The 24092-nt window shown below is 58.3% G+C and carries 24 protein-coding genes; 22 read left to right on the top strand and 2 right to left on the bottom strand.

Translation table 11 applies throughout. From position 1 onward, the window contains the following. Window positions 1-76: 76 nt before the first annotated feature. From H8S11_RS05705 to H8S11_RS05730, 6 genes are all read left to right on the top strand, one after another. Complete coding sequence (locus tag H8S11_RS05705; protein WP_186852501.1) at window positions 77-1036, top strand: AAA family ATPase; 960 nt, start codon at window positions 77-79, stop codon at window positions 1034-1036. After that, window positions 1026-2306, top strand: coding sequence for a DUF58 domain-containing protein (locus H8S11_RS05710; RefSeq protein ID WP_186852502.1), 1281 nt, complete (start codon window positions 1026-1028; stop codon window positions 2304-2306). Before H8S11_RS05705 ends, H8S11_RS05710 begins: the two co-directional genes overlap by 11 nt. Further along, window positions 2299-3639 (top strand): hypothetical protein, encoded by a 1341-nt coding sequence (locus H8S11_RS05715; RefSeq protein WP_186852503.1) that lies wholly within the window; start codon window positions 2299-2301, stop codon window positions 3637-3639. Before H8S11_RS05710 ends, H8S11_RS05715 begins: the two co-directional genes overlap by 8 nt. Before the next feature lie 306 nt (window positions 3640-3945). Continuing rightward, the gene (locus H8S11_RS05720) at window positions 3946-4812 is read left to right on the top strand and encodes a DMT family transporter (protein WP_186852504.1); all 867 of its coding nucleotides are present in this window, start codon (window positions 3946-3948) and stop codon (window positions 4810-4812) included. Between the two features lie 42 nt (window positions 4813-4854). After that, window positions 4855-6075: a tyrosine--tRNA ligase gene (gene tyrS / locus H8S11_RS05725; protein ID WP_147572227.1), complete on the top strand. Its 1221-nt coding sequence runs from the start codon at window positions 4855-4857 to the stop codon at window positions 6073-6075. 66 nt (window positions 6076-6141) lie between these two features. Beyond that, a complete protein-coding gene (locus H8S11_RS05730) occupies window positions 6142-6564 on the top strand; it encodes a DUF3830 family protein (RefSeq protein ID WP_147572228.1) in 423 nt (140 codons plus the stop codon). Between the two features lie 54 nt (window positions 6565-6618). On the opposite strand, the gene H8S11_RS05735 is transcribed toward H8S11_RS05730, so the two are convergent. Next, window positions 6619-7362: a tRNA threonylcarbamoyladenosine dehydratase gene (locus tag H8S11_RS05735; protein WP_147572229.1), complete on the bottom strand. Its 744-nt coding sequence runs from the start codon at window positions 7360-7362 to the stop codon at window positions 6619-6621. 300 nt (window positions 7363-7662) lie between these two features. Between H8S11_RS05735 and H8S11_RS05740 the strand changes: the two genes are divergently transcribed. The 6 genes from H8S11_RS05740 to rplS all read left to right on the top strand — a co-directional run bounded on the left by H8S11_RS05740 (window position 7663) and on the right by rplS (window position 12151). After that, window positions 7663-7866, top strand: coding sequence for a DUF1858 domain-containing protein (locus H8S11_RS05740; protein ID WP_147572230.1), 204 nt, complete (start codon window positions 7663-7665; stop codon window positions 7864-7866). 62 nt (window positions 7867-7928) lie between these two features. Beyond that, window positions 7929-8522, top strand: coding sequence for a flavodoxin family protein (locus H8S11_RS05745; RefSeq protein WP_186852505.1), 594 nt, complete (start codon window positions 7929-7931; stop codon window positions 8520-8522). Next, the gene (locus H8S11_RS05750) at window positions 8519-9226 is read left to right on the top strand and encodes a tRNA (adenine(22)-N(1))-methyltransferase (RefSeq protein ID WP_147572232.1); all 708 of its coding nucleotides are present in this window, start codon (window positions 8519-8521) and stop codon (window positions 9224-9226) included. The genes H8S11_RS05745 and H8S11_RS05750 overlap by 4 nt, the downstream gene beginning before the upstream one ends. Then, window positions 9205-10011: a Nif3-like dinuclear metal center hexameric protein gene (locus H8S11_RS05755; RefSeq protein ID WP_340405676.1), complete on the top strand. Its 807-nt coding sequence runs from the start codon at window positions 9205-9207 to the stop codon at window positions 10009-10011. Before H8S11_RS05750 ends, H8S11_RS05755 begins: the two co-directional genes overlap by 22 nt. After that, window positions 10004-11656, top strand: a complete 1653-nt coding sequence (locus tag H8S11_RS05760) for a glucosyltransferase domain-containing protein (RefSeq protein ID WP_186852506.1) — start codon at window positions 10004-10006, stop codon at window positions 11654-11656. The genes H8S11_RS05755 and H8S11_RS05760 overlap by 8 nt, the downstream gene beginning before the upstream one ends. A 153-nt stretch (window positions 11657-11809) precedes the next feature. Next, window positions 11810-12151, top strand: coding sequence for a 50S ribosomal protein L19 (gene rplS / locus H8S11_RS05765; protein ID WP_147572234.1), 342 nt, complete (start codon window positions 11810-11812; stop codon window positions 12149-12151). Between the two features lie 37 nt (window positions 12152-12188). On the opposite strand, the gene H8S11_RS05770 is transcribed toward rplS, so the two are convergent. Next, on the bottom strand, window positions 12189-12953 hold the full coding sequence (locus H8S11_RS05770) for a TraX family protein (RefSeq protein WP_186852507.1): 765 nt from the start codon (window positions 12951-12953) through the stop codon (window positions 12189-12191). Between the two features lie 106 nt (window positions 12954-13059). On the opposite strand from H8S11_RS05770, the gene ylqF reads away from it, so the two are divergent. The 10 genes from ylqF to yihA all read left to right on the top strand — a co-directional run bounded on the left by ylqF (window position 13060) and on the right by yihA (window position 24040). Continuing rightward, window positions 13060-13941, top strand: a complete 882-nt coding sequence (gene ylqF, locus H8S11_RS05775) for a ribosome biogenesis GTPase YlqF (RefSeq protein ID WP_186852508.1) — start codon at window positions 13060-13062, stop codon at window positions 13939-13941. Beyond that, window positions 13942-14547, top strand: a complete 606-nt coding sequence (gene rnhB, locus H8S11_RS05780; RefSeq protein WP_186852509.1) for a ribonuclease HII — start codon at window positions 13942-13944, stop codon at window positions 14545-14547. Between the two features lie 17 nt (window positions 14548-14564). After that, window positions 14565-14912, top strand: a complete 348-nt coding sequence (locus tag H8S11_RS05785) for a YraN family protein (protein WP_243200952.1) — start codon at window positions 14565-14567, stop codon at window positions 14910-14912. A gap of 140 nt (window positions 14913-15052) precedes the next feature. Continuing rightward, on the top strand, window positions 15053-16537 hold the full coding sequence (gene thrC / locus H8S11_RS05790) for a threonine synthase (protein ID WP_186852649.1): 1485 nt from the start codon (window positions 15053-15055) through the stop codon (window positions 16535-16537). 4 nt (window positions 16538-16541) lie between these two features. Continuing rightward, window positions 16542-17231: a metallophosphoesterase gene (locus tag H8S11_RS05795; RefSeq protein ID WP_186852511.1), complete on the top strand. Its 690-nt coding sequence runs from the start codon at window positions 16542-16544 to the stop codon at window positions 17229-17231. A gap of 134 nt (window positions 17232-17365) precedes the next feature. After that, window positions 17366-18760, top strand: coding sequence for a trigger factor (gene tig, locus H8S11_RS05800; protein ID WP_147572240.1), 1395 nt, complete (start codon window positions 17366-17368; stop codon window positions 18758-18760). A 209-nt stretch (window positions 18761-18969) separates the two neighbouring features. Then, the gene (clpP, locus tag H8S11_RS05805; RefSeq protein WP_147572241.1) at window positions 18970-19551 is read left to right on the top strand and encodes an ATP-dependent Clp endopeptidase proteolytic subunit ClpP; all 582 of its coding nucleotides are present in this window, start codon (window positions 18970-18972) and stop codon (window positions 19549-19551) included. Window positions 19552-19610: 59 nt separating this feature from the next. Further along, on the top strand, window positions 19611-20924 hold the full coding sequence (gene clpX / locus H8S11_RS05810; RefSeq protein WP_147572242.1) for an ATP-dependent Clp protease ATP-binding subunit ClpX: 1314 nt from the start codon (window positions 19611-19613) through the stop codon (window positions 20922-20924). Between the two features lie 86 nt (window positions 20925-21010). Further along, window positions 21011-23431 (top strand): endopeptidase La, encoded by a 2421-nt coding sequence (gene lon, locus H8S11_RS05815; RefSeq protein ID WP_147572243.1) that lies wholly within the window; start codon window positions 21011-21013, stop codon window positions 23429-23431. Between the two features lie 12 nt (window positions 23432-23443). Continuing rightward, entirely contained in the window at window positions 23444-24040 is a 597-nt protein-coding gene (gene yihA, locus H8S11_RS05820; protein ID WP_186852512.1) for a ribosome biogenesis GTP-binding protein YihA/YsxC, read from the top strand. The last annotated feature ends 52 nt before the right edge of the window (window positions 24041-24092 follow it).

The following is a 24092-nucleotide window of genomic DNA, read 5'->3' on the forward strand; positions in this document are numbered from 1 at the left end:
ATACTATTGACCTGCTGCGCGAGGCAGGTGCCCGGAGCACCCCGAAGAGGCGTATTGATATAAAAGGAGCAGAGCTATGGATATCCGCAAGCTGTCACAGAACATCCAGGAAGAAACAGAAAAGATCATCGTAGGAAAATCGGACCGGATCAGACTGATCGTGATGTCGATTCTGGCCAATGGACATATCCTGCTGGATGATCTGCCCGGCGTGGGAAAGACCACCCTGGTTAAGACCATCTCCATCGCCTTGGGCTGTCAGTCTGGACGAATCCAGTTTGTCCCGGATCTGCTGCCCAGCGATATCATCGGTATGCGGATATACAATCAAAAAACCGGGGATTTTGAGCTGCGCCAGGGGCCGGTAATGACCAATCTCCTGCTGGCAGACGAGATCAACCGTGCCATTCCCCGCACTCAGTCCGCCCTGCTGGAAGCCATGGAGGAGCGGCAGATCTCCATCGACGGCGAGCAGTTCCCTCTGCCCGCCCCTTTCCTGGTGCTGGCTACTCAGAACCCGGTGGAGTCGGAGAGTACCTTCCGGCTCCCTGCGGCCCAGATGGACCGCTTCCTTATCCGCATCAGCATGGGTTACCCAACTCCGAAGGAGGAACGGCGGATGCTCCGTAATTTGGGGGACGAGATTCCCTTTGACCAGGTGCGGCCGGTCACCAATGCCCAGGAGCTGGTGGAGGCCCAGCGGCAGATCAGCCAGGTACACCTGTCCGACGCGGTGGCCGATTACATCGTGGCGCTGGCCGCCGCCACCCGAAGCCATCCCCAACTGAAGATGGGGGCAAGCCCCAGGGCCACCCGGGGGCTCTACCGGGCGGCAAAGGTCTGGGCCGCCATGGAGGGCCGGGATTTCGTGACGCCGGACGACGTAAAGACACTGGCCGCCCCAGTGCTGGAGCACCGCCTGATCCTGGACAGCGGGGCCCGATTCTCCGGCGTATCTGTGTCCGCCATCTTGGACGATGTGCTGGAACGGCTCCAGGGAGCGCCAGAGCTGGAAGCAGTCGCCCATGAAAAATAAGCTGGTATTCAGCCGCTCTAGCCTTCTGGTGTCTATCCCGGTTATAGCGACATCGGCTCTGCTGTGTGTGCTGGCCGCCTTTTTTGGACAGAGTGCCCTGGCCAGTGTCCTCATGTTCCTGTTCCTTCTTGCGGCAGTTTCCCGGATATGGGCTTTCGCCTCCGCACGAAAGGTGTCCATCCAGGTGACCAATCGGAGCGGCGGCTTGTTCCCTGGGGAAGAGACGACCTTTGATATCGAGGTATGCAACAACAAGTTTCTGCCTGTGGTATGGCTGGAGGTATTTTTTCCTCTGTCCAGAAACCTCTGCCTAAAGCCGGAGAACAGCCGCAAGCCCGACGATTGGGAGATGACCGCCCTGGAGGAAGAGGGGGCTTCCACCCAACTGGTGGGAGAGAAGCGGCTGACCATGTTTCTCTGGTATGAGCGGCTGCGCTTCTCCTCCAGGTGGACGGCGGAGCGCCGGGGCGTCTATTCCACACAAGGGTGGCGACTGAGGACGGGGGACGGTTTTGGACTAAGTCAGGTAGAGTGCCTCATTCCCAAAGAGGACGCACGGCAGTTTTTTGTCTACCCAAGGCTGGTCCGGGTGGTCCCGGACCTGTTCCTGCGCAACTTGTGGAACGCGGATACCGGGACCAGGGGCGTCGTGGAGGACCTGACGGTGATCCGCTCCACCCGGAACTACATGACCACCGACTCCCTGAAGCATATCAACTGGCGTCTGGCCGCACGGGGGCTGCCTTTGTCCGTCAATGTGTATGAGGATATTTTGCCCAAAAATGTCCACTTCCTCCTGGACGGGGAGAGCTTTGGAGGGAACGTCCCCCATTGGGAAGAGTTGGAGGAAACTTTGAGTATCCTGGCCTCTGAATTCGTCCTGCTGGCTGACTACCAGGTTCAATGCGGCCTGAGCCTCTGCCGGGGTCTCAGCGGCAGGGCGGTCAATCTGTTTGCTGTCAGCCATGTGGAGGAGCTGCTCTGCGCCCTGGCCGCCTACGAGCCCTGTGCGCGGGTGCGCAAAGAGGACGGGGGGGAGTTTATCCTCCAGCAGCCGGTCTTTGACCAGGGCCCCATCTACGAGAGCGCCCAGAAGGTGGGCCGCTTCTATTACATCGCCTATGATACGGCATGCCTGGGGGACCGGGGACTGCTGCGCCGGCTGGGAGAGGAATGTACCTCGGTGCTGACCTACCGGGAGCCGGAGCCGTTTGGAGAATTTGAGCTGGTCTGTCTGTCCAGCCTGAGGGAGGGACCTGTCCATGGATGAGCGGCGGACCTTCTCATCGCTGGTGCTCCAGTTCACTCTGGCGGCCAACCTGTGCACCTTTTTCTATTTGATGACCCTGTCCACCAGAACACCTAATGGATACTATCCGCTGTCGATGCTGGTCTACTCTCCTGCTGTTTATCTGTTGAACAAGCTGTTTTTGAGCAGGCCACAGACTATGAGGAGACTGGTGTTGCTGAATACAGCGGTGGGAGCCCTTTTTTTCCTGTCTATTCTTCTGCTGGGAGAGCAGAAGGAGATGCTGCTGCTGGTATTTGCCGCGGGATTCTGTCTCTGGATAACCATGAAGGGGGGATACCGAAGTCTCCACGCACCTACACTCCACGAAATGATACTGAGTCTGGATACAAGCGCCGTAATGCTGGTCCTCCTGATGGGTTACACCTCGATCATGGGGAGCGGTATCCTATGGGTACTGCCTGGAGCGGCCGGCTTTGCCGCCGCCTGCTTGGGCGTAGCGGCCAGGCGGATGTATGGCCCAATCATAATCAAGGGCTGGGCTCTCTTGGGGATTGCCTTTGTGGGCATTTTTGGACTGATGGTTTTGCTGGTAGGAGTGGCGGCAGCCCCGGCCGGAGAGGGGATCGTGATGCTGTGGAATGGGCTGGTTACCATGGCAAAGGGAGTATTGGCTCTGCTGTGGCGGCTGCTTCTGTTTTTGTCTTCTCTGCTGCCGGAGATGGCCGCCGGGGATTTGGAGGAGCCCTATGCACAGATCCAGTTGCCGGAGGAGGAGCTTGTTCAGGCGGAAGCCAACCCTGTGTTGACCATCATCCTTCTGGTGCTGGCGGCGGTGGCGCTCCTCCTTTTCCTGGCGTGGCTGTTAAGGCTGATGGGACGGCTGAAAATTGGTGGGAGGAAGGTGCCGAAGGCTGCAAAGGCGCCTCAGCGCCGCCGTATCTCCCTGTGGAGTGGGCTGAAGCGGCTGCTAGAGAGCTGGAGAACCCGGATTCGTCTGCATCTGTTCCTGACACGTCACCGGGACACCCCTGTGGGGATGTTTTACGGCCTGGTCCGCCGCTGCCGACTCAGCCCCTGGCGTAAGCGGACTGGGGAAACGCCACGGGAATTCTTGCTCCGTCTGCGCCGAAGCGCAGGGGAGGACCTGGAGTTGGCCGCGGCCCTGGATGGACTGATTCCTGCGGTAGAGACAGCCCTTTACAGCCCTGCCGGCCGGAGCGACACTGTGGCCCAGGCTGGGCTGATCCGCCGCCGGATCGGGCGGGCTGTACGGGGACAGTTCCTGCGGGATAGCTGGTCTTCTGTCCGAAGGCTGAGAAAACCCGGTGTTGACAAAGGGACAAAACTGTGATACATTTGGCACACTGCGGAGATGAGGAAGAGTAGCAGAGGCAATTCCTGCCCAGAGAGCCCCCGGATCGGTGCAACGGGGGAGAGGAAGCTTTTGTGAATACCCCTCGGAGCAGCCGCCTGAACCGCCGAGAACGGCCTAGTAGGGGACAGGCCGGAGAGCGCCCGTTACAGCGCTGGAGTCATGTACTCCGAGAGGCTTCCGCCGCGAGGTGAAAGCATACCAGAGGTGGTACCGCATTTTCATGCCCTCTGTCCAATTTGGACAGAGGGCTTTCCTCATATCAGAGCAGAGAGGAGCCTACGCATGACAGCCAGCCAAAGGGGAACACTGTTCGTAGCCATCTCAGCCGCCCTTTACAGCATTGGCGGGCTTTGCATCAAGGTCATCCCCTGGAACGGAATGTCTATCAATGGCGGACGGACCGCAATCGCCCTGGTAGTCATCGGGGCCTATCTGCTGTGGACCAAGCACCCTCTGCGCCTGAACCGATGGGTGGCACTGGGGGCCCTGTCCGTGTTTGGGACCAACGCCCTGTTTTCTCTGGCCAACAAGCTGACAACCGCCGCCAACGCCATTGTGCTTCAATTCACAGTGCCCATTTTCGTCATCTTGTTCTCCGCCCTTTTTTTTCGGAAAAAGCCCCAAAAGCTGGACCTGGCAGCCTGTGCGGTGGTGCTGGGTGGCATCCTCTTTTTCTTTCTGGACAGCCTGGAGATGGGGGGAGGGCTGGGCAATGTTCTGGCCCTGCTGTCCGGCGTGAGCTACGCCGGAGTGTTTCTGATGAACGATATGCCGGACAGCGACGCCATCTCCTCCGTATTCTGGGGAGATGTGCTGTCCGCCGTGACAGGGCTTCCCTTTTTGGCGCATGAAACGGAATTTACTGCCACAGCGGTTTTCAGCCTGGTCATTCTGGGGGCCTTCCAGGTAGGGGTCGCCTATGTGCTCCTGTGCATTGGCCTGAAGACCACCCCGCCGGTGACGGCCAGCCTGATCTCCGGCATCGAGCCGGTGCTCAACCCTATTTTGGTGGCGATTTTTTATAAAGAGGCCATCGGAGCCTATGCCATGGTGGGAGCGGCCATCGTCATCGGCGGGGTGGTGGCCTATAATGTACTCAAGCTCAAGCTGGGCGCGAAAGCACAGCATTCCAATATCCCAACAAAATGAAGATAACAGCCATGGAGAAAAGAAAGGAAAGGAAGTATAGATATGACCTGTTATGAAGAACTGAAGGCCAGAGGCCTCATCGCCCAGGTGACTAATGAGGAGGAGATCTCCAAAATGATCGACGAGGGGAAGGCTGTCTTTTATATCGGCTTTGACCCCACCGCGGACTCCCTCCATGTGGGCCACTTCATGGCCCTGTGCCTGATGAAGCGCCTCCAAATGGCAGGGAACCGGCCGATTGCCCTCATCGGCGGCGGTACCGGATATATCGGGGATCCCTCCGGACGCACGGATATGCGGAACATGATGACCCCTGAGACCATCCAGCACAACTGCGACTGCTTCAAGAAGCAGATGGAGCGGTTCATCGAGTTCGGCGAGGGCAAAGCCCAGATGGTGAACAACGCCGACTGGCTGCTGAAGCTGAATTATATCGACCTGCTGCGGGATGTGGGTGCCTGCTTCTCCGTCAACAATATGCTTCGGGCCAAGTGCTACGAGCAGCGGATGGAGAAGGGACTGAGCTTCCTGGAATTTAACTACATGATTATGCAGTCCTATGACTTCTATTACCTGTTCCAGAACTATGGCTGTAATATGCAGTTCGGCGGCGACGACCAGTGGTCCAACATGCTGGGCGGCACCGAGTTGATCCGCCGCAAGCTGGGGAAGGACGCCCACGCCATGACCATCACTCTGCTGCTCAATTCTGAGGGCAAGAAGATGGGCAAGACCGCCAAGGGCGCCGTGTGGCTGGACCCCAACAAGACCAGCCCGTACGAGTTCTACCAGTACTGGCGCAACGTGGGCGACGGGGATGTGCTCAAGTGCCTTCGTATGCTCACCTTCCTGCCCATAGAGCAGATCGATGAGATGGACAAGTGGGAGGGAAGCCAGCTGAATACCGCCAAGGAGATCCTCGCCTTCGAGCTGACCAAGCTGGTCCACGGAGAGGAGGAGGCCCAAAAGGCCCAGGAGGCCGCCAAGGCCCTGTTCGTAGGCGGGGGAGATATGAGTAATGTGCCCTCCACCGCACTAACCGAGGCTGACTTGACCGACGGTTCTATCGGGATTTTAGACCTGATGGTCAGGTGTAAGCTGGCCCCCTCCAAGAAGGAGGCCCGCCGCCTGGTGGAGCAGGGCGGCGTCACTGTCAATGACGAAAAGGTGGCGGATGTCAATACGGCTTATACCGCCCAGCAGCTCTCCGACGGCCTAATGGTCCGCAAGGGGAAAAAAGTGTTCCACAAGGTGTCTCTGTAAAGTTGCACGGCCGGACAGGGGCTCGACAGACGTTTTTGGGAAAAGGCCAGAAAAGGAGCGGCGGATATGACCAAGGTAATGTTGACCTGCGGTGACTATCAATTTTTCGCGCGGTTGGAAGAAGAAAAGGCCCCCAGGACCTGTGCCATTTTTAAGAAGATGCTTCCCATCGAGGACAGGCTGATCCATGTCCGCTGGAGTGGAGAGGGGATGTGGATTCCCATGGGCGACACCCGGTGGGAGGGGCTGGACTTTGAGAACCACACCAGCTACCCCAGCAAGGGGGAATTGCTCATCTATCCAGGGGGCATCAGCGAGATGGAGATGATCCTGGCCTATGGCGGCGTGTCCTTTGCCAGCAAGGTGGGACAGTTGGCGGGGAACCATGTTCTAACGATTACCGAAGGGCTGGACCAGCTTTATGAACTGGGGAGGAAGACCCTGTACGAGGGAGCGCAGAACATCCGTATCGAGCTGGCCGAGGACTGATTGACAGCAGAAACGAAAAGCGGCGTGGGGATATTTCCCACGCCGTTTTTATGCTTAGAAGCCGCCAAGATCCCGTATAACCGCCCCGGCCAATACCAGCCCAGCGGCGGCGGGAACAAAGGAGATGGAGCCGGGGGTGGCCCGTCGAGCGGAGGAGCCGGGGCGGGTACCCTCACCGGCGGGAGCCTCTGCCTCGATAAGCTGGGCGGGGGAGAGGGGCTCCTCTCTGGAGTAGACCACCTTCAGATGGAGGATACCCCGCCGACGGAGCTCTTTACGCATGACGCGGGCCAGGGGACAGCCCTGGGTTTTGGAGATATCCGTCACTTCAAAGGCGGTGGGGTCCAGTTTATTTCCCGAACCCATGGCGCTGATGATGGGGATGCCTAGCGCCGTACACCGTGCAATCAGTTCCAGCTTGGCGGCCACAGTATCGATACAGTCGGCCACATAGTCGTACTGGGACAGGTCTACCTGATGGGCGTTCTGAGGCAGATAGAACATAGGGACGGCCTTGACCTGGCAGCCGGGGTTGATGTCCAGTACCCGCCGGGCCATGACCTCCACCTTTGGCTGACCAATGGTGGACCGAAGGGCGGCGATCTGCCGGTTGAGATTGCTCTCCGACACGGTATCGTCATCATATAGGTGTAAAGCTCCAACGCCTGCCCGTGCAAGCGCCTCTACACAGAAACCGCCCACGCCGCCCACGCCAAAGACGGCGACCCGGGCGGCGGCCAGCCGGTCGAGCGGTTCCTCGCCGATGAGTAGGCGGGTACGGATAAATGGATCGGACATGGTGTCGCTCCTTGCCCCGCGCTCCTCCATATGGAGAGGCGCGGATATTTTATTTTTATTTTACCATATCCATTGGGTCATGGAAAGGGAGAAGACACTGGTAATTTTACAAAATAGGATTGGCGAGAAAACAGCGGCGCTAAACAGGATTCTCGAACAGTATGGAAAGATAGGATAGACAGGCAAGGAAGGGGTATCTGCCATACCATCAAAGGAAAGGACTTTTTTCCGATTTTCCATTGAAAAAGGGGAGAAGATGGGGTATAATACTCCTATCTCAGAAAATGGAGGAATCCTGCTATGACCATTACAAAAGACACCATCATCGGTGATATTTTGACCATCGCCCCCCAGACCGCCCCCCTGTTCCTGGGCATTGGAATGCACTGTCTGGGCTGCCCCTCCTCCCGTGGAGAGACCGTGGAGCAGGCCTGCATGGTCCACGGGGTGGACTGTGATGCTCTGCTGGCGAAGGTCAACGAGATGATCGCCGCCGGTGAGTAAAGTTTGAAAAGCGGGGGCGGAGCGATTCCGTCCCCGTTTTTTTCTGGTCAGGGGGAACAGAGATGAAATTTACCATATTGATGGGTAGCCCCAGGTCCCAGGGCAACACCGCTGCTTTGCTGGCGCCCTTTCTGGAGGAGTGCCGTTTCCTGGGCATACAGACCCAGTGTATCCACCTGTATGATAAAAAGGTAGGGCCCTGCCTGGGCTGTATGGCCTGCCAGGATGTACCTGACAGTCTGGGCTGTGTTCAGAAGGACGATTTTGCCCAGATATTTCAGGAGATGGAGGACTGCGACGTGATCGTGCTGGCGACCCCTGTCTATGCCTTTTTCTGCACCGCGCCTATGAAGGCTCTGTTGGACCGGGCCATCTACGCGGGCAATAAGAACTATGGTAGGACGAAAGGGGCAGCCCTGCTGAACGGCAAACGGGTGGCCTCCATCGTTACCTGCGGATACCGGCCGGATCGGGGGGCCGACCTCTGGGAGGAGGGCCTGCGCCGCTGGTGCAAGCACGGGAAGGCGGAGTATCTGGGGATGTTCTGCCGCCGGGACCTGGGGAAATCTGTGCCTTTCATGGATGAGGAAAAGGAGTCTGGAGTCCGAGACTTTGCCCAGGCCATCTACTTATCCATCCGGATGGAGGAAGTATGAGCAGAACGATTCAATTGACACCGCGGCTGCGGATGGTGGCTGATTTGCTCCCCAGAGATGTCGTTCTGGTTGACGTGGGCACAGACCACGCCTACCTGCCCGCCGTTCTTCTGCTGGAGGGAAAGATCAGAGGGGCCATCGCCGCTGACCTGCGACCCGGTCCCTTGAATCGGGCCAGAGCTACCGTAGAGGAATTCGGCTTGGAGGGAAAAGTCAAGTTCTGCCTGTGTGACGGTCTGGCGGAAATCTCGCCGAGAGAGGCGGACGCCGTAGCCATCGCGGGGATGGGGGGAGAAACGATTGCCGCCATCCTGGCCGCTGCTCCCTGGACACGGGACATGGGGACCCTATTGGTCCTTCAGCCCATGTCGTCTATGGCGGACCTGAGGGGGTGGCTGGGGACCCACGGCTACCGGATTGAGGCGGAGGAGCTTTCCTGTGAAGGAGATACACTTTATACAGCTATGGCAGTCAGGGCGGGCGAGATGGGTCCCATGACTGACGCTGAACGCTGGGTGGGGAGGAACAGCCCCCATCCCTTGCGGGGGAAGTGGCTGGACCAGTGGCTGAAGCGGGTAGAGAGGGCCCTGTCTGGGATGGGACAGGCCAGGGAGGACCGGGCGGCCCACCGGCGTGTAGAACTGGAGCGGGTCCGGACGGGACTGCTGGAGATGAAAAGGGAGTGGCAAGAGTGGCAGATGTGATGGAGGTCTACCGGGCCCTGGACAGCTGGGCGCCCTTTGAAACACAGATGGACTTTGACAACGCCGGCTTTTTGGTGGGCAGGGGGGAGCGGCCAGTGAGCCGTGTCCTTGTAGCGCTGGACATCACGGAACAAGTGGTGGAGGAGTCCGGGCTATGGGGCGCACAGTTGGTCGTGTCCCACCATCCAGTCATCTTCCATCCGGTAAAAACGATTACGGACGCCTCACCGTTGGGACGGACCCTGCTTCGGCTGGCAGAGCTAGGTATCGCCGCCATCTGCGCCCACACCAATTTGGACGCGGCCCAGGGGGGAGTCAACGACGTGCTGGCCCACAGGCTGGCGTTGGTGGACACAGCGATGCTCCACCAGGACGGAACAGACTGTCAGGGTCGTCCTTACGGGATCGGCAGGGTGGGCCGGGCCCATCAGGAGGGGCTGGATGCGTGCCAGTACGCCGCTTTTGTAAAGGAACGACTGGGTGCCGCGTCAGTCCGCTATGTGGATGGTGGAGTGCCGGTGAATAAGGTGGCGGTGGGCGGAGGCTCCTGCGGGTCCATGCTGTCAGAAGTCCTAGCTGCGGGGTGCGACACTTTTGTGACCGCCGATGTAAAATATGATGTGTTTTTAGAGGCGAAGGCTCTGGGGATCAATCTGATGGACGCGGGCCACTACGCCACGGAGCAGGTGGTCTGTCCCCAACTGGTCCAGTTCCTAGAGAAGCGGTTCCCACACATGGAGGTCCGGCTGTCCAGCGGACACAGGGAGGTCTATGGGAATGTCTGACATGCGGTCCGCTCGCCATGAGATGGGGAAAGAAGTGCTGGCGATCTTCCTTCTCCTGATGGCCAGGGCCTGTGCTTTTGGCGTCCAGTACTGGCCCCAGCTGGACGACTACATCCAGTACCACAACTACGCTCTGTCTGAAAGCTTTTGGGAGCTCCAGACATCGATGGGGCTCCTGGCCTCACGACCGCTGGCGGGGTTGGCGGACTACTTTATCTGGGGCTCTATGTACGACTATATGATCCTGGGTGTAGCGATGATCTCCCTTGCGCTGGCTGTGAGCGCCGTACTGCTCAAACGGCAGTTGAGCCGGTACTTTTCTATTGGTCCTCTTTTTCTGGTGGTAATGACCCTTCTGCCCTTGGGTGTGGAGGGGACCTATTGGATGTCCGCGTCCACTCGGGTGGTGTGCGGCCTGCTGATGGCGGTACTGGCGGCGGAGGCCTTTTTGCGGTGGATGGACACGGGACGTTGGTATTGGGCGTTGCCTTTCCTTTTCCTCCAGTTACTGCCCTATGGGTTTTACGAGCAATCCGGTGTTTTTTCCGTAGCTCTTATCGTAGGCATGGCTATTTTAGAGATAATCCGGGACTGGAGGAGGTGGAAGCGGGCGCTCCTGTCCCTGTGGGGCCTGCCCGCCATGAAGCTTTACCTGGAGATGACTGCGCTGCTGGCCTCCGATGGGGTGTACAGCGGACGGACGGAAATGGTCACGGTCAACACCCCTTACTGGTGGGATACCTTTTTGCCAGAGGTGTTGGACCAGATGCGGTCTGTCTTTGTGGAAGGGATGGGGGCCACGCTGTTTCAGGGACTGGCCCGCGTTTTCCAGTGGATCCTCTCCGGACAGCTGCTGTTCTGGGCGTTCCTCACGGCGGCGTTAGCTGTGCTGTGCTGGCGCCTCTTTCCAAAGAAGGAGGCGGGGCGGGGAACACTGTCCCCCTGGCTTGCGATTGTGGCAGGGGTACTTCTCTTCCTGGCGCCCATCAGTATCTTTTTTGTGCTGGCAAATCCCTGGTTCTCATTCCGTGGAGCCGTCACCTCCTTTGCTGGGCTGGCTCTGGTGTGCGATACCGCGGTAATGGCCCTCTGGTTCAGGCTCCCCGGCCGCAAGCAGGGGCCGGCGGTGCTGGCTACCCTGGCCGCGCTGATATTCTGCTGGGCTGGGGCCGCTGATATCCACGATTATCGCCAGACCTGGGAAACAGACCAGTATATTGGCCAGATGACCGTCCAGGCCCTGCAACAGGATCTGGAGCCGGAGGACAACGGCCGGGTCGGCATCTTGGCGGTAGAGCCTACATATCTGTCAAACCAGACCTATTATTATCATGAGCACATCCATGGCTGCACCGAGAGCGCCTGGGCCTTTCAGGGCCTGATGACCAGTCTGGACGGTTCGCGCTCCTGGAATGTCACACCTCTGCCCACCGATCCCATGTACCGCCAGTGGAACGCGGCCTCCAACCGGCCGGATACCTTTGACCACCTCTATTACTTTGACGGGGCGGAGCTGATACCGGCGGTGCTGGAGAAAGAGGGAGAGACGGAGTGCTCAATCTATGACCAGGAGGGGCGGCTTCTGGGTGTGGTGCGGGAGGAGGACGGTGTCGGATACTTTTTCCGGCCGGAACAGCTGTCCTGATTTGTAAAAAAGGGGAAAAAGTCCTTGCAATCCACTGAAAATTGTGATATGATTCCTTAGTCTGAAAACGGGTGGTCCTCTGCGGCGGTGCTCTAATCGTGTGTGCGCCAGAAAAGCCGGCATGAACGCCTATATAACAGGAGGAAATGTAATATGGATCTAATGCAGGCTTTTACCGAGAAGTACAAGAAGGCTGAACCCCCCGTCGTGGCCATCGGCGACACTGTCCGTGTCCACCTGAAGGTCAAGGAGGGCAACCGTGAGCGTATCCAGGTGTTCGAGGGTACCGTCATCGCCAAGAAGCACGGCGGCATCGAGGAGAGCTTTACCGTCCGCCGTATCTCTTATGGCGTCGGCGTGGAGAAGGTATTTCCTGTCCACGCCCCCTCTGTCGAGAAGATTGAGGTGGTCCGCCACGGTAAGGTCCGCCGCGCCAAGCTGTACTACCTGCGCAACCGCGTGGGCAAGGCTGCGAAGATCAAAGAGGCCCTGTGATCCACAAAAAAGGAGCGGTTTGTGCCGCTCCTTTTTTCTATCCGGCCATCAGCGCTAAAATTAGCAGGTGGGCGGGGTAGAAGAAATACCACAGATATTTACCCACCGGAAAGGTGAGGCCTTTTTTGCCATTGTAGCGGAAGGTGAGAGCTACTCCAAGGAGAGGACCGATGGTGTTGACCGCCCATAGGTGTATCCAGCGCCAGGTCAATGTACCGGCGGCGGCTTGGGAGAGGAGATCCCAAGTCAGAGCGTAACGGGTCACGGGCAGAAGAAAGAGGAACAGCAGGAATTTTCGACTTACGCTCCAGTGGTCAGTCAGATAAAAGGCAAGGATCAAGATGAGGTACCGGCCCTTTCCCTCCGCCAGCGCCAGGACCTCCGCTATCAGAATGACGGCCGCCGCCAAGGTCCATCCCAGCCAAGGATGCAGTCGATTACCATGCTCAAAGAGCCACAGGGTGATTAGGCCCCAAAAAAGTGTGAATATGATGTTCCCATGCATCCCAAATAAGAGGTAATAAGGCCACTCGGACAAACAGGCAAAGACCAACAGCCGCAGAGCATACTGCTTGACGCTATGGGTGTATCGGTAGCCATTGGCAATAAAAAACAGAAACACTGGGGCTGCGATGCGGCCGATATAATCCGTAAGGGACTGTATAGCCAGCGCGATATGGGGCGTTTCTGTGGCGTGGGGAAAAAAGAGGTCCCAGACAAACCAGGATACTGGCCAGACACTGGTTACATGGTCGAACAGCATAGACAGCAGGGCCACGAGTTTAAGAGTAAAAAAGCTCATATTATCTTCCTCCAGAATATGTTTCGAGGAAGAGAATAACATGGAAATCTTACAAATTTTTGGTTGTCTTTCTTTCAAATTTCTGAAATTTTGGGAGGTGTCCCATATGAATATTCAATGGTATCCTGGTCACATGACCAAGACCCGTCGGCAGATCGAGGCTGACCTGAAGTATGTTGATATTGTGGTAGAGATAACCGACGCCCGCATCCCGGTGTCCAGCCGAAACCCGGACATTGACGCCATCTGCGCCGGGAAGCCCAGGCTGATTGTCCTGAACCGGGCGGACCAGGCTGACCCGTCCATGACTGGGCTGTGGACCGCTTGCTTCAAAGGAGAGGGGCACAGCGTACTGGAAACAGACGCCAAGTCCGGCCGGGGCGTCAACCAGTTTTCTGCGGTCGTGCAAGGGGCGCTGAAGGAGCAGATCGCCAAGTGGCGGGAGAAGGGCCAAGTGGGTCGCCCAGTCCGGGCTATGGTGGTCGGAGTACCCAACGTGGGCAAGTCTACCTTTATCAACAAGGTAGCGAAAAAAAAGTCAGCCAAGGCGGGTGATCGGCCTGGAGTCACCCGAGGCAAGCAGTGGGTTAATGTGGATCAGTCCCTGGACCTTCTGGATACTCCGGGGATCCTATGGCCCAAATTTGACGACGAACAGACCGGGCTCCATCTGGCCTTTACTGGAGCGGTGAAGGACGATATCATGGATGTGGAGACCCTGGGCTGTCATCTGATGACCCTGCTGGCTCACCGCTATCCCGACGCCCTGATGGCCGGCTATAAGCTGGCCGCTCTGCCCCCGCGGGATGGGGAGGAAAATGACGTGGCCTATGGCTACCGACTGCTGGAGACCTGCGCACAGAAGCGGGGGATGCGGATTTCCGGGGGGGAACTGGATACCGAGCGGATGGCTCGTGTCCTTCTGGATGAATACAGGGCTGGCAAGCTGGGACGCTTCACACTGGAAGCGCCGGAAAGGGAAATGTGAATGGACCGCTATACCTATGAGAGAGAGGCGCTGGCGGCTGGATACGGGCTGGTTTGTGGCTGCGATGAGGCGGGGGCCGGACCGCTGGCCGGGCCGGTGTACGCCGCCGCCGTTATCCTGCCTTTGGGTCTGGATGTCCCTGGGCTAGACGACTCAAAAAAATTGACGGCAAAGAAGCGGGAGTCCCTGTTTCCCTTTATTCAGGAGCAGGCTCTGGCCTGCGCGGTCGCCTGGGTGGATGCCGCCGAGATCGACGCTACGGATATCCTAAGCGCCCGAATGAGGGCTATGCAGCTTGCCATCGATGGACTGCCTGTCCACCCTGACTTTGCATTGATCGACGGCAACCGGGACAGGGGGCGGACCTCCTCCATCACCGTGCCCCACCGCTGTATCGTGAAGGGGGACAGCCTGTCGGCCTCTGTCGCCGCCGCCTCTGTGCTGGCCAAGGTGAGCCGGGACCGCTTCATGCTGGAGATGGCGGAGCGGTATCCCCAATACAGATTTGACCAGCACAAGGGCTATGGTACTAAGCTGCACTATGAGCTGCTGCGGCGGTATGGCCCCAGTCCGATCCACCGCCGCACATTTTTGAAAAGCCTATGAGCGGACAGGAGAGCAGATTGCTGGGCCGATGGGGGGAGGCCTTGGCGGCTCAATGGCTGCGGGAACGTGGCTGCCGGATCCTGGCCGCTGGCTGGAGATGCCGCCAAGGGGAGATAGACCTGATCGCGCGGGAGGGGAACTTCCTGTGTTTTGTGGAGGTAAAGCTGCGCAAGAGTGGCAGCTTTGCTCGTGCCGGTGCCTTTGTGGATAGCCGGAAGCAGGAGAAGCTGCGTCTGGCCGCCCAGCTCTACCTAGCCGAAAACCCCACACAGCTGCAGCCCCGTTTTGATGTGGTGGAGATCTATGCCCCTCGGGGGACGGAAACGTGCCGCCCCCAGATTTCTAGAGTGGAAAACGCCTTTTAGGCCATCCACATTTCTCTCGGTTTTTCTTTCCTCAGAACTTGACCTGGGACCGGGAAACTGTCATAATAGAGCACAGTGGTCCTGTCGGATGGCAGGTAATACCGTTTTTGACTTTGTGAATCAAGATGGGAATGATCAAGATGCAATATGTCAGCACAAGAGATGTAAGTACCTCTTATATGGCCTCCCAGGCCATTATCCAGGGGTTGGCTCCAGACGGGGGCCTGATGACCCCCTTCTACATCCCCAAGCTGCCCGGTAAAGCCCTGGAGGACTTAAAGTCCATGTCCTACCAGCACCGGGCGGTTTACATCATGAAGCAGTTTCTGGAGGAGTTCTCCGTTAAGGAGCTGACCGACTTCGCGGCGGCCGCCTATGGCCCGGAGAAGTTTGACACCCCGGCAGTCGCCCCTGTGCGCTCTCTGGATGGGAATACCCACTGCCTGGAGCTGTGGCATGGCCCTACCTGTGCCTTCAAAGATATGGCGCTCCAGATGCTGCCCCACCTGCTCACTGCCTCTTTGACCAAGAGGGAGGAGGAAAAGACTGTCTGCATCCTGGTGGCCACCTCCGGCGATACAGGCAAGGGAGCCCTGGAGGGCTTTAAGGATGTACCCCATACCCGCATCATGGTGTTCTATCCAAGGGACGGCGTGTCCCAGGTACAGGAACTCCAGATGGTCACCCAGGAGGGGAATAACGTGGGGGTGACCGCGGTGCGAGGCAACTTTGATGACGCTCAGAGCGGCGTCAAGCGGCTGTTTTCCGATGGGGAACTGCGCAGAACTCTAGCGGACCGGGGATTTTTCTTCTCCTCCGCCAACTCCATCAACTGGGGCCGTGTTCTGCCCCAGATCGTCTACTACATCTCCGCCTACTGCGACCTGCTGCGGGATGAGAAGATTGCTCCGGGCCAGACCATCAATGTCTGCGTGCCTACCGGCAATTTTGGCAATATCTTGGCCGCCTACTATGCCAGAGAGATGGGAGTGCCCATCGGCAAACTGATTTGCGCCTCCAACAGCAACAACGTCCTGACTGACTTCATCCGTACCGGCGTGTACGACCGCAAGCGCCCATTCCACAATACTATGTCCCCCTCCATGGACATCCTGATTTCCAGTAACCTGGAGCGTCTCCTGTTTGCTCTGACCCAGGACACCCAGGAGGTCAAGCAATATATGGAGCAGTTGAACGCCAGCGGCCGGTATGAGGTTCGCAAGCCCATTCTGGAGCGGCTGCAGAAGCTCTTCCAAGGTTACTGCTGTGATGACCGGGAAACGCAGCGTGTCATTGGTGAGGTGTACCGTCAGCACGATTATCTCATCGATCCACACACCGCCGTGGCCTTCTCTGCCCTGGACCAGTATCGGAAGGAGAGCGGAGATGATACCCCCTGTGTGGTGGTGTCCACCGCCAGTCCCTTCAAGTTCTGCGACAATGTGCTGGGAGCCCTGGGGGTGACGGAAGTGGCACAGGGGCTGGACGCTCTGGACCAGTTGTCCGCCAAGACCGGACTGCCCGCTCCCGCTCCGTTGTCCTCTCTGCGTAACAAGGAAATTCGCTTTACGAGGACGGTGGAGAAAGAGAATATGGTGGACGCGGTGCTGTCCATGCTGGTGTGAGCCCATGGCCCTGTATGCCATTGGAGATACCCATTTATCCCTCTCCAGCGGAAAGCCTATGGATGTTTTTGGCGGGGGCTGGACGGGGTATGTGGATAAGTTGAAAGAGGGCTTCTCCCAGATCCGCCCGGAGGACACGGTGGTCTTGTGCGGCGACCTATCCTGGGCCATGGGATTGGAGGAGGCGAGGGAGGACTTCGCTTTTCTAAACGCCCTGCCTGGGAAGAAACTGCTGATGAAGGGCAATCACGACTACTGGTGGAATACCGCCGCCAAAATGGAGCGGTTCTTCCAGGAAAATGGATTTACCACCTTCCATCTGCTCCACAATAACTGCCATTTCTATGGGGACATCGCCCTGTGCGGGACCAGGGGATGGTTTTATGAGGAGGACAGGGAGGGGCACGGCACCAAGATTTTCAACCGGGAGCTGATTCGGCTGGAGGCGTCCCTGAAGGCCGGGGGGGAGAAGGAAAAATTCTGCTTTCTCCACTACCCCCCTCTCTATCAGGGTTATCGCTGCCAGGAGATCATCGACCTGATGGAGCGGTATGGCGTTACCCGCTGCTACTATGGCCACCTCCACGGCGGAAGCCACCGTCTGGCGGCCTCTGGAAAGCATGGCGGCATTGAGTACCACCTGGTTTCGGCGGATTATTTGGGGTTTCGACCGGAAAAGTTGGTGGAAGATTGAAAAATTCATGGAAAATTCTTAAAAATCCTCTGGTCAAACAGAGAGATATCTGGTAAAATATCGTGGCGAAAGTAAAAAGGCGCTGTTCTTTCCCCCTTTGGGATGGAGATGCGCCCACAGGAGGAAGTAAACAAATGAAGGTCACCAGTGTTGAGAAGAAAGAGAAAAGCACCGTCGAGCTGACCATCCAGATCGACGCCGCCCAGTTCGAGGCCGCCGTTCAGAAGGCCTATTTAAAGAGCCGCGGCTCTATCTCCGTCCCCGGCTTCCGCAAGGGCAAGGCCCCCCGCAAGATCATCGAGGGGATGTACGGCGCTGGCGTATTCTATGAGGATGCTATCAACGACGTCTACCCCTCCGCTTATGAGGAGGCTGTCAAGGAACAGGGGCTGGACGATGTAGGCTATCCAAAGATGGAGATCGTTGAGGTGGGTAAGGAGGGCTTTACCTTCAAGGCTCTGGTTTCTGTCCGACCCGAGGTCAAGCTGGGTACTTACAAGGGCATCACTGCCCCTAAGGAGGAGCCCAAGATTACCGAGAAGGACGTCGACGAGGAGATGAAGCCCTTTGTCGAGCGGGCGACCCGCCTGGTCAGCGTCAAGCGCAAGGCCAAGAAGGGCGACACTGCCGTCATCGACTTTGAGGGCTTTGACAACGGCACCCCCTTTGAGGGAGGCAAGGGCGAGAACTACGACCTGAAGCTGGGCTCCGGCGCCTTTGTTCCCGGCTTTGAGGAGCAGATTATCGGCATGAAGGCCGGCGAGGAGAAGGACCTGGATATCACCTTCCCGGAGGACTACCACGCGGATCTGGCCGGCAAGGCTGTGGTATTCCATGTGAAGGTCAACGAGGTCAAGGAGTCCCAGGCCCCCGCCGTTGATGATGAGTTTGCCAAGGATGTGTCCGAGTTTGAAACGCTGGAGGCCTTCCGGGCCGACCTGAAGGAGAAGGTCACCCAGCGCCGCCAGCAGCAGGCTCAGGCTGACTTTGAGAACGCCGTGATGGATCAGCTGGTGGAGGATATGGAGTGCGAGATCCCGGACGGCATGGTGGAGGTCCAGGTGGACCGCCTGATGGACGACTACGCCATGCGCCTCCAGGGTCAGGGCATCTCCATGGACGATTATATGAAGATGATGGGGATGAGCCCGGAGATGCTGCGCACCTCCGCACGTCCCGCCGCCCTGAAGCAGGTGCAGACTGAGCTGGCCCTTACCGCCGTGGCCGACGCCGAGAAGCTGGAGGTCACTGAGGAGGAGCTGGAGGCTGAGTTCAGCCGTCTGGCTGAACAGTACGGCCTGAAGGTTGAGCAGGTGAAGGCAGCGGTTCCCGCCGAGGACCTGAAAAAGGACCTGCGGCTGAAGAAGGCCAGCAGTCTGGTCATTGCTGAGGCCAAGGCTGGAAAGGCCAAGAAGAAGGCTGCTGCCAAGAAGACGGAGGCCGCCGAGGCAGCTGCTGAGGAAGCCCCTGCCGAGGAGAAGCCTAAGCGCGCCCGCAAAAAGAAGACCGAGGAGCCCAAGGCTGAGTGATGCTGTCACGTCCGGGGTGGGGAACCGCTCCGGGCGTGTCCATATTTTTGCAGACGTGGAGTAACAAGGCGCCGGTGAGGCCATGGAGCAGGGCGGCACACCGCCCGCTCCTGAGATCGTCCCTTTTTCTCTGGTGGGCCGGAGGAATCATTTTCCGGCTGGACGGGTATACTCTGGTATCACCGTCCCAAAAGAAGGAGTATGTTATTATGAGTTTAGTTCCTTATGTAGTAGAGCAGACCAACCGCGGCGAGCGGTCCTATGACATCTTCTCCCGCCTGCTCAACGACCGTATTATCATGCTGTCAGAGGAGGTCAATGACACCACAGCCTCCCTGGTGGTGGCTCAACTGCTGTATCTGGAGGCCCAGGATCCGGATAAGGATATCCAGTTCTATATCAACAGCCCCGGTGGCTCTGTTACCGCCGGAATGGCCATCTATGACACCATGCAGTATATCAAGTGCGATGTGTCCACCATCTGCGTGGGGCTGGCAGCCTCTATGGGCGCCTTCCTGCTGGCTGCTGGAGCCAAGGGTAAGCGGCTGGCTCTGCCTAACGCTGAGATCATGATCCACCAGCCCTCCGCCGGGACCCAAGGCCAGATCACCGATATGGCCATCCACCTGAAGCGGCTGGAGGTAGTCAAGAGCCGGATGAACCGCATTCTGGCGGAGAATACCGGCAAACCCATTGAAGTGGTCACCGCGGACTGTGAGCGGGACAACTTTATGACCGCTCAGGAGGCCATGGAGTATGGCCTGATCGATAAGGTCATCGATAAGCGCTGACCTGGAGAACGCTCAGGGTCAGCCCCGATTTCCCACCATAGAGTTTATGAGGTGTACCAATGGCGCGAAATGATGAAAAAAGCATCCGCTGTTCCTTCTGCGGAAAGCATCAGGACCAGGTCCGCCGGATCATCGCCGGGCCTGGGGCCTATATCTGCAACGAGTGTGTCCAACTGTGTATGGGGATTCTGGACGAGGACAACGACCCCATCCAGGATGCCTTAGACAGCGATATCCCCGATGTAATCCCCACCCCAAAGGAAATACACGCTGTTCTGGACCAGTATATTATTGGACAGGAGAAGGCCAAAGTGGCCCTCTCTGTGGCCGTGTATAACCATTATAAACGCATCTACTTCGGCGGGGCGGAGGATGTGGAGCTTCAAAAGAGCAATATTCTGCTCATGGGTCCCACCGGCTGCGGGAAGACTCTGTTTGCCCAGACACTGGCTCGAGTGCTGAAGGTCCCATTTGCCATCGCTGACGCCACCACACTGACTGAGGCGGGCTATGTGGGTGACGATGTGGAGAACATCCTGCTGCGTCTGGTCCAGGCGGCCGACTACGACATCGAGCTGGCGGAGCGGGGCATCATCTACATCGACGAGATGGATAAGATCGCCCGCAAAAGCGAGAATACGTCTATTACCAGGGACGTGTCCGGCGAAGGGGTGCAGCAGGCCCTGCTGAAGATTCTGGAGGGTACCGTGGCTAATGTCCCCCCACAAGGCGGACGGAAACATCCCCACCAGGAGTTTATCCAGATTGATACCAAGAACATTCTCTTTATCTGCGGTGGCGCCTTTGACGGCATCGACAAGATCATTGAGAACCGCCTGGATAAGCGAACCCTTGGCTTTGGGGCGGAGATCCAGAGCAGGAAGGAGCGCAACGTGGGCCAGTTGATGGCCGAGGTCCAGCCCCACGACCTGCTGAAATTCGGAATCATCCCGGAGTTGGTAGGCCGCCTGCCTGTCATCACTACCCTTCAGTCTCTGGACCGGGACCAGATGGTCCAAATCTTGACGGAGCCCAAAAATGCCCTGGTCAAGCAGTACCAGAAGCTATTGGAATACGACCAGGTGGAGCTGGACTTCAGCCGGGAGGCCCTGGAGGCGGTGGCCGACGTGGCAGTAAAGCGGGGCATCGGTGCTCGCGGCCTCCGCGCGGTGCTGGAGGAGATCATGACCAAGGTTATGTACGATGTGCCCTCTGACCCCACTATCGTGAAGGTAACCATTACCGCCGCTACCGTGCAGGATGGTGCTCCGGCTGAATTGACCTATGACCCGGAACGCTGCCGCCGTCCCCGTCTGGGGAAAGCGGCGCTTAAGGCCGAGCGCGGCGGTGTCCCCGGCACCAACGCCGGATAAAAGAGAAATCTTGAATGCCCCGCGGAGCCCCCGGATCGGCGGGCCCCGGGGCATTTCGCTATATCGACCAGAGAGGAAGTGACCACATGACGACCACACAGAAGGATATCCTCCACACCAGCACTATGCCGGTTATCGCTCTGCGGGGGCTGACCATTTTCCCCAACGTGCTGATCCATTTTGATGTGGCCAGGGATATCTCCATCAAATCCTTGGAAACTGCTATGACGACCGGCAGCCCTGTGTTTCTGGTGGCCCAAAAGGATATCTCCGTGGAGGTGCCGGACCAGCGCGACCTGTACGTGGTAGGAACCATCTCCAATGTACGCCAGATCCTCCGTATGCCAGGAGACAATGTCCGGGTTATGGTAGAGGGGCAGGCCAGAGGCAAGCTGCTCCGCCTCCTGCGGACCGAGCCCTATCTGGAGGGGGAGATACTGGAACTGCCAGAGGAGGAGCGGACTGGAACAAGCGCCCGGACCGAAGCCCTAATGCGCTCCACCTACGAGCTCTTTCAGCGGTATACGGAGCTGGCCCCTAAGGTATCTCCAGACCTGCTGATCCATGTATTGGCCAGCCAGGATCCAGGCTATATCTCTGACTATATCGCCCAAAACATCCCCATGCGAAACAGCGACAAGCAGACCATCCTGGAGGAGCGGCGGCCCCTGCGCCGCCTGGAGAAGCTGCATCGGCTGCTGGACCGGGAGGTGGAGATACTGGCTCTGGACAACGAGATACAGAGCAAAGCCAGAGAGCAGATGTCCGACCAGCAGCGGGATTACTACCTCAGGGAGCAGATGAAGGCCATCCAGAACGAGCTTGGAGAGGGTGATGGGGCCGACGAGTTCGAGGAGTACCGTCAGAAGATCGCCAAGGCCGCCCTGCCTGATGAGGTGCGGGAGAAGTTGACCAAGGAGTTGAACCGGCTGACCAAGCAGCCCTTCGGATCCTCGGAGGCCACCGTTCTGCGCAGCTATCTGGACGTATGTTTGGAGCTGCCTTGGGGAAAATACACCAAGGAGAAGATCAGCGTCCCGGCTGTCCGCCGGGTGCTGGACCAGGAGCACTACGGCCTGGATAAGGTGAAGGAGCGCATCCTGGAATTTGTGGCAGTCAAGCAGCTGGCCCCGGCGTTGAAAGGACAGGTACTCTGCCTGGTGGGCCCGCCCGGAGTGGGCAAGACCTCCATCGCCATGTCTATGGCAAAGGCTATGAACCGGAAGCTGGCCCGTCTCTCCCTGGGCGGCGTCAGCGATGAGGCGGAGATTCGGGGGCACCGCAAGACCTATGTGGGAGCCATGCCGGGCCGCATCATCACCGCAATCCAGCAGGCGGGCAGCTGCAATCCGCTGATCCTGTTGGACGAGATCGACAAGCTGGGCCGGGACCACCGGGGTGACCCCTCCTCCGCACTTCTGGAGGTGTTGGACGGAGAACAGAATGCCACCTTCCGAGATAACTTCCTGGAGGTCCCCTTTGACCTGTCTCAAGTCCTGTTTATTACCACCGCGAATACTCTGGATACCATTCCCCGACCTCTGCTGGACCGGATGGAGGTCATCGAGCTGTCCAGCTACACCGACGAGGAGAAGGTTCAGATCGGGAAAAAGTATCTGCTTCCGAAGGAGATGAAGCGCCACGGCCTGGAAAAGAGCCAGCTGAAGGTATCCGACAGCGCCCTGCGGGAGATCATCTCAGCCTATACCCGGGAATCGGGAGTTCGGGTGCTGGAGCGAATGCTGGCTGCCATCTGCCGCAAAACCGCAATGAGAGTGGTTTCAGATGGCGTAAAGTCGATTCACATTACAGAAAAAGATCTCAAGGAGTATCTGGGAGTACCCCGCTACTACCCCGAGCGGCAGGCCCTGGAAGAGCGGATAGGCGTGGTCAATGGCCTGGCCTGGACCTCTGTGGGCGGCGAGCTGCTGGAGGTGGAGGTGAATGTGGTCCCAGGGGCCGGAAAGGTAGAGCTCACCGGAAATCTGGGAGATGTGATGAAGGAGAGTGCTTACGCCGCACTCAGCTTTATCCGCAGCCAGTCAGACCGGCTGGGGATCCCCGCCGATTTTTATAAGGAGAAGGATATCCACGTCCACTTCCCGGAGGGAGCCGTCCCCAAGGACGGGCCCTCTGCCGGCATCGCCATCACTACCGCCATGGTGTCCGCCCTGACTGGCTGCCCGGTGCGCCGTGGCATCGCCATGACCGGAGAGGTCACCCTCCGCGGCCGTGTCCTGCCCATCGGAGGTTTGAAGGAGAAAACGATGGCCGCCTTCCGAAACGGCATCAAAACGGTCATCCTGCCGGCGGACAACGGCAAGGACTTAGAGGAGATCGACCAGACGGTACGGAAGGCTCTCCAGTTTATCCTGGTAGAGCGGGCAGACCAGGTGCTGTCGGCAGCCCTCTCACACCCGCTGCCCTCCGCGGAGGAGCAGAGGGAGCCGTCCGCTCCAGTCCTGGGGACTGCAAAGAGAGCCCCTGGTCCCCGGCTGCGCCAGTGAGGAGGGGATAGGATGCCTGTCAACCTGCAAAAGGCGGAATTTATCCTGTCCGCCGCTTCCGCAAGGGACTTCCGGACCGACGGGCTGCCTCAGGTGGCCTTCGCCGGCCGTTCTAATGTGGGTAAGTCCTCGGTCATCAACCGGCTGTTGGGCCGAAAGAATTTTGCACGGGTGGGTGCCGCCCCGGGCAAGACCATCCACATTAATTACTTTTTGATTGATGGGGGCTTCTACCTGGTGGACCTGCCAGGATATGGCTACGCCAAGGTGTCCAAGAGTGAACGAGACCGGTGGGCGCGGCTGATGGAGTCCTACTTCGCCCATCCGGAGCTGATGACCCTGGGGGTGATGATTGTAGACTCCCGGCATAACCCCACCGCCGATGACTGTACCATGGCCCAATGGTTCCGTGACACAGGCCGGCCCATGGTAGTGGTGGCCAACAAACTGGATAAGCTGAAAAAGAGCGAGATCGGTCCCAACCTCCAGAGGATCCGGGAAACCCTGGAGCTGGACGAGGAGACCATCGTTATCCCCTTTTCGGCTGAGAAGGGGACCGGCAGGGAGGAACTGCTGTCGGCTATCCTGTCCGGCGCCGGAGTGAACTGAAGGATCCCCGGTATGCCCTGCGGCATACCGGGGATCTTTGTACAGGAGAGAC

This window comes from Flintibacter hominis (assembly GCF_014287965.1).
GTDB lineage: Bacteria > Bacillota > Clostridia > Oscillospirales > Oscillospiraceae > Lawsonibacter > Lawsonibacter aceti.

Excerpts from the sequence above, each read along its gene's own strand:
- H8S11_RS05705 (WP_186852501.1), top strand. The coding sequence starts at position 77 with ATGGATATCCGCAAGCTGTCACAGAACATCCAGGAAGAAACAGAAAAG.
- H8S11_RS05710 (WP_186852502.1), top strand. The coding sequence starts at position 1,026 with ATGAAAAATAAGCTGGTATTCAGCCGCTCTAGCCTTCTGGTGTCTATC.
- H8S11_RS05715 (WP_186852503.1), top strand. The coding sequence starts at position 2,299 with ATGGATGAGCGGCGGACCTTCTCATCGCTGGTGCTCCAGTTCACTCTG.
- H8S11_RS05720 (WP_186852504.1), top strand. The coding sequence starts at position 3,946 with ATGACAGCCAGCCAAAGGGGAACACTGTTCGTAGCCATCTCAGCCGCC.
- tyrS (WP_147572227.1), top strand. The coding sequence starts at position 4,855 with ATGACCTGTTATGAAGAACTGAAGGCCAGAGGCCTCATCGCCCAGGTG.
- H8S11_RS05730 (WP_147572228.1), top strand. The coding sequence starts at position 6,142 with ATGACCAAGGTAATGTTGACCTGCGGTGACTATCAATTTTTCGCGCGG.
- H8S11_RS05735 (WP_147572229.1), bottom strand. The coding sequence starts at position 7,362 with ATGTCCGATCCATTTATCCGTACCCGCCTACTCATCGGCGAGGAACCG.
- H8S11_RS05740 (WP_147572230.1), top strand. The coding sequence starts at position 7,663 with ATGACCATTACAAAAGACACCATCATCGGTGATATTTTGACCATCGCC.
- H8S11_RS05745 (WP_186852505.1), top strand. The coding sequence starts at position 7,929 with ATGAAATTTACCATATTGATGGGTAGCCCCAGGTCCCAGGGCAACACC.
- H8S11_RS05750 (WP_147572232.1), top strand. The coding sequence starts at position 8,519 with ATGAGCAGAACGATTCAATTGACACCGCGGCTGCGGATGGTGGCTGAT.
- H8S11_RS05760 (WP_186852506.1), top strand. The coding sequence starts at position 10,004 with ATGTCTGACATGCGGTCCGCTCGCCATGAGATGGGGAAAGAAGTGCTG.
- rplS (WP_147572234.1), top strand. The coding sequence starts at position 11,810 with ATGGATCTAATGCAGGCTTTTACCGAGAAGTACAAGAAGGCTGAACCC.
- H8S11_RS05770 (WP_186852507.1), bottom strand. The coding sequence starts at position 12,953 with ATGAGCTTTTTTACTCTTAAACTCGTGGCCCTGCTGTCTATGCTGTTC.
- ylqF (WP_186852508.1), top strand. The coding sequence starts at position 13,060 with ATGAATATTCAATGGTATCCTGGTCACATGACCAAGACCCGTCGGCAG.
- rnhB (WP_186852509.1), top strand. The coding sequence starts at position 13,942 with ATGGACCGCTATACCTATGAGAGAGAGGCGCTGGCGGCTGGATACGGG.
- thrC (WP_186852649.1), top strand. The coding sequence starts at position 15,053 with ATGCAATATGTCAGCACAAGAGATGTAAGTACCTCTTATATGGCCTCC.
- H8S11_RS05795 (WP_186852511.1), top strand. The coding sequence starts at position 16,542 with ATGGCCCTGTATGCCATTGGAGATACCCATTTATCCCTCTCCAGCGGA.
- tig (WP_147572240.1), top strand. The coding sequence starts at position 17,366 with ATGAAGGTCACCAGTGTTGAGAAGAAAGAGAAAAGCACCGTCGAGCTG.
- clpP (WP_147572241.1), top strand. The coding sequence starts at position 18,970 with ATGAGTTTAGTTCCTTATGTAGTAGAGCAGACCAACCGCGGCGAGCGG.
- clpX (WP_147572242.1), top strand. The coding sequence starts at position 19,611 with ATGGCGCGAAATGATGAAAAAAGCATCCGCTGTTCCTTCTGCGGAAAG.
- lon (WP_147572243.1), top strand. The coding sequence starts at position 21,011 with ATGACGACCACACAGAAGGATATCCTCCACACCAGCACTATGCCGGTT.
- yihA (WP_186852512.1), top strand. The coding sequence starts at position 23,444 with ATGCCTGTCAACCTGCAAAAGGCGGAATTTATCCTGTCCGCCGCTTCC.